General features: G+C 41.7%; 13 protein-coding genes. 9 read left to right on the top strand and 4 right to left on the bottom strand.

Annotated features, from left to right (window positions below; translation table 11 throughout):
- Window positions 1–489: response regulator (locus AB4114_RS30870; RefSeq protein ID WP_441991841.1), on the bottom strand; the 489-nt coding region annotated here is incomplete at its 3' end.
- A 185-nt stretch (window positions 490–674) separates the two neighbouring features.
- On the opposite strand from AB4114_RS30870, the gene AB4114_RS30865 reads away from it, so the two are divergent.
- From AB4114_RS30865 to AB4114_RS30850, 4 genes are all read left to right on the top strand, one after another.
- Complete coding sequence (locus tag AB4114_RS30865; RefSeq protein WP_441991840.1) at window positions 675–1,592, top strand: ABC transporter permease; 918 nt, start codon at window positions 675–677, stop codon at window positions 1,590–1,592.
- Window positions 1,593–1,619: 27 nt separating this feature from the next.
- Window positions 1,620–2,519, top strand: a complete 900-nt coding sequence (locus AB4114_RS30860) for a carbohydrate ABC transporter permease (protein ID WP_441991839.1) — start codon at window positions 1,620–1,622, stop codon at window positions 2,517–2,519.
- A 72-nt stretch (window positions 2,520–2,591) separates the two neighbouring features.
- Window positions 2,592–4,157, top strand: coding sequence for an ABC transporter substrate-binding protein (locus AB4114_RS30855; protein WP_441991838.1), 1,566 nt, complete (start codon window positions 2,592–2,594; stop codon window positions 4,155–4,157).
- Window positions 4,158–4,377: 220 nt separating this feature from the next.
- Window positions 4,378–5,031, top strand: a complete 654-nt coding sequence (locus AB4114_RS30850) for a hypothetical protein (protein WP_441991837.1) — start codon at window positions 4,378–4,380, stop codon at window positions 5,029–5,031.
- 53 nt (window positions 5,032–5,084) lie between these two features.
- On the opposite strand, the gene AB4114_RS30845 is transcribed toward AB4114_RS30850, so the two are convergent.
- The gene (locus tag AB4114_RS30845) at window positions 5,085–5,642 is read right to left on the bottom strand and encodes an NADPH-dependent FMN reductase (RefSeq protein ID WP_441991836.1); all 558 of its coding nucleotides are present in this window, start codon (window positions 5,640–5,642) and stop codon (window positions 5,085–5,087) included.
- A 305-nt stretch (window positions 5,643–5,947) separates the two neighbouring features.
- On the opposite strand from AB4114_RS30845, the gene AB4114_RS30840 reads away from it, so the two are divergent.
- On the top strand, window positions 5,948–6,166 hold the full coding sequence (locus tag AB4114_RS30840; RefSeq protein WP_171636023.1) for a hypothetical protein: 219 nt from the start codon (window positions 5,948–5,950) through the stop codon (window positions 6,164–6,166).
- 74 nt (window positions 6,167–6,240) lie between these two features.
- Here the strand turns inward: AB4114_RS30840 and AB4114_RS30835 are convergent, their stop codons facing one another.
- The gene (locus AB4114_RS30835) at window positions 6,241–6,720 is read right to left on the bottom strand and encodes a hypothetical protein (protein WP_441991835.1); all 480 of its coding nucleotides are present in this window, start codon (window positions 6,718–6,720) and stop codon (window positions 6,241–6,243) included.
- A gap of 77 nt (window positions 6,721–6,797) precedes the next feature.
- Window positions 6,798–7,676, bottom strand: coding sequence for a LysR family transcriptional regulator (locus AB4114_RS30830; protein WP_441991834.1), 879 nt, complete (start codon window positions 7,674–7,676; stop codon window positions 6,798–6,800).
- 147 nt (window positions 7,677–7,823) lie between these two features.
- On the opposite strand from AB4114_RS30830, the gene aroC reads away from it, so the two are divergent.
- The 4 genes from aroC to AB4114_RS30810 all read left to right on the top strand — a co-directional run bounded on the left by aroC (window position 7,824) and on the right by AB4114_RS30810 (window position 12,501).
- Window positions 7,824–8,879, top strand: a complete 1,056-nt coding sequence (gene aroC / locus AB4114_RS30825) for a chorismate synthase (protein ID WP_441991833.1) — start codon at window positions 7,824–7,826, stop codon at window positions 8,877–8,879.
- Between the two features lie 138 nt (window positions 8,880–9,017).
- Entirely contained in the window at window positions 9,018–10,361 is a 1,344-nt protein-coding gene (locus AB4114_RS30820) for a spore germination protein (RefSeq protein ID WP_441991832.1), read from the top strand.
- Window positions 10,358–11,419 (top strand): GerAB/ArcD/ProY family transporter, encoded by a 1,062-nt coding sequence (locus AB4114_RS30815; protein ID WP_441991831.1) that lies wholly within the window; start codon window positions 10,358–10,360, stop codon window positions 11,417–11,419. The genes AB4114_RS30820 and AB4114_RS30815 overlap by 4 nt, the downstream gene beginning before the upstream one ends.
- Window positions 11,416–12,501 (top strand): Ger(x)C family spore germination protein, encoded by a 1,086-nt coding sequence (locus tag AB4114_RS30810; protein ID WP_441991830.1) that lies wholly within the window; start codon window positions 11,416–11,418, stop codon window positions 12,499–12,501. Before AB4114_RS30815 ends, AB4114_RS30810 begins: the two co-directional genes overlap by 4 nt.
- The last annotated feature ends 112 nt before the right edge of the window (window positions 12,502–12,613 follow it).

Raw genomic sequence — 12,613 nt, 5'->3', positions numbered from 1 at the left:
GCGACTATGCAGCATATCCTCATCGTAACCGCCGCGAATCAACTGCAAAGCGGCTTCTTGCTTCATGTAGCTCTTGTTTTCTTTGGCTACCGTATCATTGGCAACATGTCGCTGTTCTTCCAGCACGATATCAATTGCTCCCCGCAGAGCATCTTCCAACTCTTCCACATCAATTGGTTTCTCGACATAACTAACCGCCTTCAAGGTTATCGCGGCTTTCAAATATTCTTTATCGGCATAGCCGCTCATAAAGACGATTTTGCACTGCGGGTACTTGCGGCGAAGATGAAAGGCAAGTTCGATGCCATCCATCCGCGGCATGCGAATATCAGTGAGCACGATGTCCGGTTTAAACTGTTCCGCAATAGCCACAGCATCCAGACCGTCTACAGCTTCATGGAGTTCGGTGATGCCAAGACGCTCCCAACTGACGGATTTGAGTACGCCTTCTCGCGTGAATTTCTCATCTTCTGCAAATAGAAGTTTCATGACAGGCAACCCCCCTTAGATGTAGCTATAGATTATCTCATATTTACACGCAATACCACTAGCTACAGGACGTATCTGCAAAAGTTACAGGGAATCGATATTTTGTCGGGTTATCACGTTCCAAGTAACCTGTTAATTTAGTTATAGGAGAGAGACAACTAGAAACGGATGGGGGAAAGGTAGAGATGAGAACAGGACTCCTGTATCGCATGAGATCCAAGAAAGCGCTGTTATTCATGATTGCGCCGGCTGTTATTTACTTCTTGCTGTTCAGCTATGTACCGATGGCAGGCATTGTGCTGGCGTTCAAGCAGTATCGCTATGATTTAGGAATAATGGGGTCCCCATGGGTAGGTTTGGACAACTTTAAGTTCTTCTTTATGACAGGAGATGCCTTCCGAGTAACCAGGAACACACTGCTGTACAATGCGGCATTCATTCTAATTAATAATGGTTTGCAAATTATTGTCGCCATCTTCATGGCGGAGATCGGGTCCAAGCTGTTTCGAAAAACAGCGCAAACGGTTATGTTTTTACCTTACTTTTTATCCTGGGTTGTCGTAGGGGCGGTTGCTTACAATTTGTTTAACTACGAGCATGGAACCGTAAACACGGTTCTGCGTGCGTTGCACATTCCTGAATTAGATATCTATACAACGACGGAGTATTGGAAATATATCTTGGTATTCTTCTCGGCTTGGAAAGCAGTGGGGTATGGCGCCGTGTTCTATATGGCCTCCATTCTGAGCATTGACCGTGAGACATATGAAGCAGCCGAAATCGATGGAGCCAACGTGTTCCAGCGCATTCGATACATCACCTTACCATCACTTCGACCAACGATTACAATACTTGTGCTGTTAGCGATTGGCGGCATTTTCCGTGGTGATTTTGGACTGTTCTATCAGCTTGTKGGTAATAACGGCCTGCTTTATGAAACGACAGATGTCATTGACACTTATGTATACCGCTCACTACTGGTCAATAATGAAATCGGCATGTCGTCTGCGATCGGTTTCTATCAATCCATTCTGTGTTTTGTAACCATCATGGTGACGAATTTCCTAGTACGTAAATCCGATAAAGATAATGCGTTATTCTAAACTTACAGCAACTTGCGAGGTGGAACTATGAGTACGACCAGTGTAAAAAAGAGTCAAATCGATCAGCGAATCTTGGATGCGGTTGGCTATGTCTTTATAGCAGTGATATGTTTGGCATGCTTGATTCCGTTCTTGCTCATCATCAGTGGCTCATTAACGAGTGAGTCATCGATTACTAGCGATGGGTTTCGCTTATGGCCAAAGGAATTTTCGTGGGATGCCTACACCTTCGCGCTCAAGCATCCACAGCAATTTGTGAGYTCGTATTTGTTGACCATCACTTTAACGGTGACAGGTACAGTTGTCGGATTATTTATTTCCGCGATGGCAGCGTATGTGCTGCAACGTCAGGATTTTGAATGGCGCAGCGGATTTTCGTTCTTCTTCTACTTTACGACGTTGTTTAACGGTGGACTTGTTCCCTGGTATATCTTAATGGTTAACTATTTACACATGAAGAATACCTTCTGGGCGCTGCTTGTCCCGCCATTGTTAAATGTGTTCTATATTATCATCTTACGAACGTTTCTGCGCAGCATCCCGGATGCGATTACTGAATCTGCCAAAATCGATGGAGCAGGGGATTTCACGATCTTCGTACGATTGATTATCCCTTTGGCTAAACCCGGTCTAGCTACGATTGGCTTGTTCACCGCGCTGAATTATTGGAACGATTGGTTTAACTCGTTGCTGTTTGTGCAGAATGAGAAACTGTACACCCTGCAATATTTGCTTTATAAAATGTTAGGAAATCTCGAAGGGATTCGCAAGGTGATGGCGATAACCGGTATGCAGGTAACTGACTTGCCTGGCGAGAGTTTGAAAATGGCCTTAGCCATTCTTGTAACGGGACCGATCATTTTCTTGTATCCGTTCGTACAGCGTTATTTCGTTCAAGGCTTGACAGTTGGAGCTGTAAAAGGGTAAAAAAGGGTAGCCCCGGGAATTCCTATTCCCGGTTTATCATAACTTATCTATCATTTATAAGGGGAGAATAACATGGCAAACACGAAGAAATTAGCCACACTCAGTCTGGCATCCTTATTTGCAATGGGAACTGTACTCACAGCTTGCAGCACCAAAGAAGCATCGCCTTCTCCAAGTACATCAGTGGTTCCACAAGCAAGCGCTTCCGCGACTGCAGCTGCTAATACGGGTATTGATACAAGCAAGGAAGTTAAGCTGAAAACGGTTCTGTTAGGCTCCAAGCCGAAGGCTTTTGATGAGGTATATGGGGAAGTCAATAAATTAATGAAGCAAAAGATTAATGCCACACTCGATATTAGCTTCTTGGATTGGGGCGAATATCAACAGAAATATCCTTTGATGTTTGCTGCGAATGAAGATTTCGATCTTGTCTTCTCAGCGACGTGGTCCTATTATGCTCAGCAAGCTACGAAGAATGGTTTCATGCCTTTGACGGAGGATCTAATCAAGAAATTCGCGCCAAAAACATGGGCCGAAGAGCCGAAGGTCGCTTGGGAGCAAGCGAAAATCAACGGGAAAATTTATATGATTCCACAGAACAATTTTGAATACAGCTATCATATGATCGGTATTCGTGGTGATCTGCGTCAGAAGTATAATTTGCCTGAGCTAAAGACGTATGATGATTATGTGAATTACTTGAAAGTAATCTCGGAGAAAGAGAAAGATTTCAAGCCAAGCATTGGAGTAAGTGAGTTTAATTCGGTAGAGTTGATTCAGCCGAACGAGTGGAACTTTGTCGTGCCGCAGCTGCCTATCGTGTATAAAGTAACAGAAGCAACAGGTAAGCTGTTTAGCTATGTAGATACACCAGAATTCGCTACATTCTCTAAGAAAATGTTCGATACCCAGAAGACCGGTGCATGGTCCCGTGATGCGATTGCGAACAAAGTAGATAAAACACAAGGTTTCAAAGATGGTAAGTTAGCTTCTGTCGAGTGGAACCTTGGAACTCTGCTGCGTACGAAATCCGAAATGCAAACGACGCATCCGGATTGGAAAGTGGAGCTATACGATCTAAGCGCAGACAAGAAACGTCTATCTAATCCATTCATCAACAATGGGATGTCCATTCACGCGGGTTCCAAGAACTATGAGCGTGCATTGATGGCGATTGACCTTCTTCGTTATGACCCAGAGATTCATGATTTGACCAACTACGGTATCAAAGGCAAGCACTATGAGCCGGTAGGCAAAGATCAATTCAAGCCTCTACCTGCGTCGGCCGATTTCCCGCCATCTGGTACAGATCCATGGGGCTGGAACTCATTGAATGAGCGTCTGGATTCGACAGTTGCCGAAGAAACGATTAAATTCACAGAGAACTGGAAGAAAACCGTAACAGTTAACCATCCATTGGAGACATTTACGTTCGATGATACCAAAGTGAAGAACGAAGTTGCGGCAGTCAGCAATGTAATGGAAACGTATGGAAAACCGTTATTTTACGGCTTAGTTGATCCTAGCGATGCTGGACATGGTTTGCAAATTTTCAAAGACAAGTTGAAACAAGCAGGTATCGATAAAATTGTGGCTGAAATGCAAAGCCAGGCTGATCCTGTTATCGCTAAAAAGTAAGTGAGTGGACCGCTTCCTGAGTGCAGGGAGCGGTTTTTTTGTTGGGCGAGATAGTCGGGGAAATCGACTATCTCATTTGAAATTAAATGGGGGAAACATATTTCGAATTTATTGAACATAAGTAAACATAACATATGTTATGTAAACAAATTAAAATAGAAGGAATTCACAAACTTCATATGGAATATATATACATAAATTATAAAAGTGAGGAAGAGCCATGACACATCGTATTTTTAAATGTTTTAGACTATCTCTTGTGATAACCATGCTGGCGTTATTGACAGTTGGTTGTTCAGAATTATTTGAGTATAAACCAAGCCTTAAAGCTAATGAAATAGCTCTTACACCTGTAGAGTTGTTCAAGGKGGATGGTGCTAAATTCAAGCCATTTATGGGGGCAATGTCGGGAGCATTTCAATTACGTTATCAAGGTACGAAACCACATGCAACGTTGGATATTGATATTTGGCGAAATGGAAAGAAAGAGAAGACGATCGGGGCAATTGGCGATTTGTTCTTTCAGACACAAGCGGAAAAAAGTAAAGAACTGGAGGTCATCATCTCCATAGATAAAGTTGCTATAGAAGGGCAAGCTGCTCTGAACACGATAAAAGTAGGTTTGCGATCTCATTCAGGATCAAACATAGCTGTTTTTACCGCTCCATGGGATAATCAACTGAACGCTATAGGTTTGATTCAAAATAGTGACCCCCGCATCCTCAACACGAATGAGTCCGTTCATGTCTGGGGAATGCATGCGACGAGTACGAATGAAATTCGTAYGTCGGATTTCACACCTGAAGCGCTAAGCAGGATTGAATATGCGATTATGTTCACCTTGCGTTTTGATGAAATAGACCAAAAAAGCTGAAATAGGGGAACCCTAAAATCAGCTTTTTTCACATTCTTTTGCTTGGATAGGTATTAACGCAATGTCTTCAAAGCCCCGCTCCAAGCAATGACTTGATCAAACATGGTGTTCGCAGCGGCATCCTGACGCGGATTGGGCTTGAGCACTGTGAAGTTCTCAAAATCAGTAAAGAGGGACAAGGTTACCTGAGCACGCACGCCGGCAATATGTAATTCAGCTAAGATGAGTCTTAGGTTCTCTGCAGCACGCGCTCCGCCCGTACCTCCACCATAACTGACGATGCCAGCTGCTTTATCTTTCCATTCATTGAATAGGAAATCTAGCGCGTTCTTCAGCGCCGCTGGTACGGCATGATTATACTCTGGTGTCACGAAGATGTAGCCGTCGTAACCCTGAATTGCTTTCGACCAAGCAATGGTATGTTCTTTCGTGTATTTCATCATCATAGGTGGATGAGGTTCATCATAAAGTGGCAAACTAAAATCTGCCAGATCGACGATCTCAAATATTGCATCCGTACGTTTGCTCGCTACTTCATGTACCCATTGAGCGACGACTTCGCCTCTACGTCCTGGGCGAGTGCTGCCGAGAATAATTCCGATTTTTAACATCGTTATGGCCTCCACAAGATTAAGTATTTACGAGTAGCATAACGGTTGAATAGAATCTTGTGCAATTGAAAATACAGTTATAACAAATGTTTCCCGTGGGGGATCCATAATAAATGATTATTGTTTACATAATATAAGTTAAGTTTACTATTATTCTAAAATTGACATTTTCGCGTCATAAAAACAGATACTTTTTGAAATTTGTATGAACATGGAAGCGGATGTATATGATTTATCATACAAGCTCCTATATAATTTAGGTGAAGACATTTTGATTAGACAAAAGAAGGGTGGTCGCTTTTCTTATGAATACATCCATTTACTTTGTGATATTTTCTGTTATTTTATTGTTTGGCTTATTGTCGACATTCCTCATCGGTTTTTCTCGTAAAAATCGTGAAGGGGATCAGTCCTATTTTCAGAAAACAGGCACGAAGTGGGTAAGGCTTACATCATTGTACGTCATCTCGATTGCAGCAGGCTTATTAGCATTGCTAGCTTTTATTCGATATTCAATTGAATAGACATAAATACAGAAAAAAATCTCCATAACTGGAGATTTTTTTATTTTGACGCGGAATAGGGTGTTATGTAGAAGTTAAGCCGACATCGTTGGAAACGTGTTGATTTTGATAAAGTGAATCTGCAACGATCCGAAAAATGCTTTCCCTTGATTGTAATGCAGTTCACATTTGTACCCATACTCACAGGCAATGGCTTGTAAGGATTTGAACCCAGGGAGCGCTCTAACCATAGTCGTGATTTGCTTCGTGATATGATTGGGTAGTTTCATAACCATCGTGGACGCATGAATGCCATCAACAACGGAGATAAAACTGGGGAACTCGGGTTTCTTGAGAAGTCCAAGATGGATATGATCCTCAGCAATTTGTAAAATTTCTTTGTTCAAACGATTGAGGTTTAAGGTCATGTTTTTATAAAAGTAGATGCCAAATCCGATTTTGTTCGTCAATGGATTTAGGCGTTTCTTCCATTTCAGTACGTTTGCTTCCCAATAAGACTCTAGTTGATCGCTAATTCTAGTCCAGTTTAATCGTGATGTGAGAAAATTTTTCATGCATTACTCCTTAAACAGTTAGATTTCTTACTTTAATTAAGACGTTGGAACAAGGAATATCGTTCATTTACGTCAAACTACGCGAGTAGAATCTGAACAAAACCTTCAGCAGCTAGCGATAATTTCATATCTCGACGAACAGCCAAACCAATGCTGCGCGGTGGAAGTGTTTCCTCCAATGTGAGCTCAAAGAGAGTGCCTGATCGAAGCTCATCCTGTACAAATGACCGACTTATGAAGGCAACCCCGTAACCTAACCGTGCGAACTCCGCTAAGAGATCAATATTCCCTAATTCAATATCTGGATTCACCGCGAATCCTTGCAATGCAAACCATTTTTCTATAGACACTCTAGTACTGCTCCCTGGTGACAAGAAGATAAGAGGTAGCCCCGCGAGTTCCTTCGTAGAGATGGAACGGTTCGTCCAATCTCGGAAATCTTCCCCAACCACGAAACAATCCTCCAATGTCGCTAACGTGTGAATCGTCAAATCCGAATCTTCGATCGGTAGATGAACGATGGCACAGTCAATTTCACCTTCCTTTAAACGCTTCGTAATCTCGCCCGTTTTCCCGTGTGATAAACGAATCCGAATGCCTGGATATTGCCTATGATAAGCATTCAACTGAGGTAACAGGAGGTGCTTAATCAATGAATCACTTGCCCCGATCCGAATCTCACCTTGATGTAATTGCTTCAGATTGAGAAGATGCTTCTGTCCCGAATCCAGCATAGCAAAGGATTGTTCCACATAGTCAAACAGCGTGCGTCCTTCTTCTGTGAGCTCAACACCTTTGGACAGACGATGAAATAATTTAAGCCCAACTGCCTCTTCCATTTGCTTAATGGCATAGCTCACGGACGGTTGCGTTATATGAAGTTCTTGCGCAGCTTTCGTTAAATTTCGGCATTTGGCCGTATGTAAAAAGATACGATACCATTCTAAATTCATCATTTGATATAGATCACCTCTATGACAAGTTGTGTATATTCCAATTTCATTTATTTCATAGAACTCATTATAATTGGCATATAGCAAAAATACAAAAGAGGTCTACGTTAGGCATAGAAGTTACTTACTAAATAGGAGGATTACAATCATATGGCAGGAAATACTTTCGGTGAAATTTTCAAAATTACAACTTTCGGGGAATCACATGGAGCCGCGGTAGGCGTCATTGTGGATGGTGTTACACCAGGCATCGAGATCGATGAAGCCTATATTCAGAAACAGATGGATCGAAGAAAGCCTGGCCAATCCTCGGTGACTTCACCACGCAAAGAATATGATATCATTCATATTTTATCGGGTGTTTTCGAAGGGAAAACGACGGGTACGCCGCTGTTTGTCAATCTCTATAATCAAGATATGAAGCCGGAAGCTTACAATGATATTCAGAACTCGTTTCGACCAGGCCATGCGGATTTCACTTATCTGCAGAAATACGGAATCCGCGATCATCGCGGAAGTGGGCGAGCTTCGGGTAGAGAAACTGCGGGCAGGGTAGCAGGTGGGGCAATCGCTCGAAAACTGCTTGAACATCGAGGTGTACAAGTGGTAGCCTATTCCCAGGAAATCGGAGGAATTCCTTGTCAGACCTTCGATGAAGATGTGATTGAACGCAATGCAGTACGTGCATGTGATCCGATTGCTGGAGCCAAAATGATTGAAAAAATTGAGCAATTAGCTGAGATTGGTGATAGCTGTGGAGGTATCGTAGAATGCCGGATTCGTGGAGTTATGCCTGGTCTTGGAGAGCCGGTATTTGATAAATTGGATGCTGAATTGGCGAAAGCAATGCTGTCTATTGGCGCTGTGAAGGGGATTGAATTTGGTGCGGGTTTCTCAGCTGCAACAATGCTAGGTAGTGAGCACAATGATGAAATGGATAGTGACGGATTTCTCAGTAACCATTCTGGAGGAATTCTAGGGGGGATTAGTACGGGACAAGAAATTATTTTTCGAATTAGTGTGAAGCCGACTTCTTCGATTTCTGTTGCCCAGAAGACGTTAAATGTGAATGGGGAGGAACAAGAAATTCGAACGATAGGTCGCCATGATCCATGTATTTGCCCGCGAATCGTACCCGTGGTTGAAGCGATGGCGTGCTTAGTATTGGAAGATTTGTATAAACGACAAGCAGCTAATCTCGGATAGATAGAACGATAGTTAAATGACCAGTGCAGTCTGAACATCAGGCTGAGACACTGGTTTTTTTCTTTTTTAGAGTAATCGAAACCGAATTGGAGGATATTAAAAGGAGAGGAAATTTCAAGTAAAGAGGCGAGAAGAAAGATGAACAGAACGACATCAATAGAAAAACTAGCCTATATCGATGAAGTTTTTGAGCATACATCTGATTTTGTAAGCAGGGATGCTTATATTTATGAGGCGCATGTCCACATATGCTATTTAGAAACATTGGTTCATTATGAAGAAACGTTTGACAACCTAGTTAATAGGCTGTCACTTCTTCATGGCAAGGACAATCCGATCGAACAAATCGGCTTATCCCCATCGGTAAGAGTGAATGTCCCCTTGACTGAGATCGTGAATGCCGTATTACAAGGTAAGTTGGTTATTTTCCCACAAGAAGGCTACGATAACATGTTGATTGAGCCCTCTTCCGTCAACATGAATCGAGGTATTACGTCTGCACAAACGGAGAATCCGATTCAGACTTCGTTAGATGCCTTTACGGAAGACATTTATGCCAACATAAGTCTTATACGCAATAAAATGAAAATCAAAAATTTACATATTCAGAACTTTACCCTTGGATCTACACTTCCACGTGATGTGGCTGTTCTTTATGTGGATGGACAAGTGGATCCAAAGGTCGTTGAACTCATCCATACCTGCTTGAATGATAATGCCATGATGGATGTTTCGAATGTTCAAGGGCTGCTGAAAGCGCTCAAACAGCCTTCCTACAGTCTTGTTCCAACCTATGTCACATCCGAGCTTCCTTCGACAACCAAACACAATCTGATGGACGGTCGAGTGATCCTTTTCTTAGATCATTTTCCGTTCTCGATTTCGTTTCCCTCTATTATATCGGACTTTTGGGAGGTACAAACAGATAAAGATCAACTACCAATGTTCATGTATTTATACCGAATTATTCGTATCGCGAGTTTAATCATCGCGCTAACCATGCCAGGGTTATATGTAGTTCTTAATTCTGTGAACCCTGAATTGTTGCGGATTCAATTGGCTGTATCGATAACAAACTCGAGAGAAGGAGTTCCCTATCCCGTGTTAGTTGAATTGCTTCTCATGCTGTTTATTATTGAAATGGTCATCGAAGCGAGCATTCGTCTTCCCAAAAGTATTGGTCCAACCATTACGATGGTTGGCGGTATTATTCTAGGACAAGCGGTCGTTCAAGCAAGGTTAGTCAGTTACTTTCTTATCATTGTTGTAGCTGGATCGACAATTGCACATTTTACGATGGGCACCTATATGAACACAGTATCCATCCGATTGTACAAATATGTAGTCATTTTATTTAGCGCTATGTATGGCATACTCGGCCTAATGGTATCGATCGTCTTGTTTTGTTTTTACCTTGGCACAATTACAACGTTTGAGGTGCCCTATTTAAGCCTTTCTACCAAAAGAGTGAAAAACAAATGAGCAATAAAGCCCTATTAACGATGTTTGTCATCGTTCACCTCTCGTTGTATTTTTATATCTATCCCGTCAAAATGATTGAGTCTACATCCAAAGGGCATTGGGAGCCTATTGTTCTTGGTTTTCTTCTAGAATTGTGCTGCGTATGGGTTTATGTGAAGGGACTTGCTTCTTTTCCAGGTAAGGACCTCGTTGATATATGCAAAGAAGTATCAGGGACATGGATGGCGCGTCTTTTGCTTATTCCGCTGATCGTCTATTTATTTCTGGATTCCAACTTTACGCACAGCTATGAAATGGAATCGATCAGCATCCTATTACTGCCTAATACCCCTACGTATTTCATTTTATTGTTGTATATCATTCCCCTTTACGTCGCTTGGAAAGGCTATGACGCGATCTCAAGAGGAGGTATGGTCGTATTCATCTGTGTGTTTCCCTTGGTGCTATTCTCTTTGATTAGCGCAATGAGTAATTTCGATATCAATAACATCTATCCAATCATCGATACTCGGCTCAGTTTCTTCAAGAAACCGACGTTTTATTCTGCCTTTTTCGTGCATGCGGGCTTCTTGTTCTTAGGATTGGTTAAGATGAGGCGGCGATTGCCATTTCGCCAAATCACTTCGATGTTGGGAATACTTCTTATTTTTGCAATGTCCTCTGTGTATGTGCCCATGCTCATTTTCGGTCAGGAATCGATTATTTATTTTCGCTATCCGAATGTATTGACTTCTGACACGATTGATAGTGAGTGGATTGTATTTGATTGGCTCCCAACTTTTTTCGTTATTGCCATGATCGCTATCTCGATGGTAGCAGCTGCAGTGAGTTTCTGGATGATGTCAACGCTGATCGAAAAACTATTTTTGAAAAAGAATAGAGGGATAGCAGTCCTCATCGTTGGCATTTTATCCTATATCTTCAGTTGTTATTTGGATAATATCGATAAACTAGGGAAATATATTACGTTAAATACTATCTTATGCTTCTACTGCATCATTGGTATCMCACTTGTCATCATTCTCATGGGTTTGAGGGTTAGGAGGAAGCCGGCTTGATCCATCGATCATTTCTAACGGTTGTACTGGTTCTAAGTACCCTGAGTACACTCCTTACAGGTTGTTGGGATACGAAAGATATTAATAAGCGACTCATGCCCGTAGTGATGGGAATATGTAAAGAGAAGAATCAGGATTACAGAATTATTTTACAAATTCCGAGTCCTCAAAAAAAAGGCTCTCAATATATGGAGAGCAGCTCCGCGACAATCAACAATGCGGTTGACAACATCCGAACAAAATCGGAAAAAAGTATTGATCTTCTCCATATCCGACTGTTCCTTATCTGTGAAAAAACGGCAAAGGAAGGTATTGGCGATATTATCGATTATGCGATTCAGGCAAACGATATCTCCATTAAAGGGTTACTAGCGATAGTTAAAGGCGATTTCCATGATGTTATCCATCACGAAATCAATGCAAATCCAGAGCTTTCCTCTTATGATTTTTTCAGTGAGCAGGCTGGTTGGACACCTGAAACGACCATCGTACGCTTATGGGAAGCCTACCGAAATATTAAATCCAACACACAAGACATGTCGATTCCTATTCTTACAAAAGGAACAGATACCCTGTATCAATTTAAAGGATCAGCCATTATGGGTGGGGATAAAATGGTAGGGGAAATTTCTTCGGATGAAGTATTAATTTACAATGTATTTCAGGAAAGATATACGGGTGGAACCATTGAAGTTGCCGAAGATAGTAGTGTGAGGATTAAAAAAGCAACTATTAAACATGCCCTCAATTGGACTGCATCAGGGCCTCAGATAAAAAGTCGTATTCTCTTGAAAGTAGAGATTTTGGAAAATAAAAACGAAGAAACGGAGGGTCAAATTACGAAGAAACTCAAAGAAATCATCGAGAAAAGAGCTCAAAAACTAATAACAGATCTTAAAAGTGATAAGGCAGACGTTCTAGCTATAGGACAACTTTTCCGGAAAAAGATGAACGATGAACAAATAAGAGATTGGAAAAAGATTTGGTTTGAAGACTTGGACTATGAAATCTCCGCAGAAATCACCATACTCAACAGTATCTATGTAAAGTCTCCGAATAAAATCAAAAAACAAGACCAATAGAGAGAATAACGTTTGTACAATAAAACAGCAGCAGTCAAGGACTTTATTTTCTCGTCCATGGCTGCTGCTGTTTTGGATCTTAGGGTCAGACTACCACTATAATTTCACTAAA

The sequence above is a fragment of the Paenibacillus sp. 2RAB27 genome (assembly GCF_052115445.1).
GTDB lineage: Bacteria > Bacillota > Bacilli > Paenibacillales > NBRC-103111 > Paenibacillus_E.
This window is presented reverse-complemented; position numbering and strand designations above follow the sequence as displayed.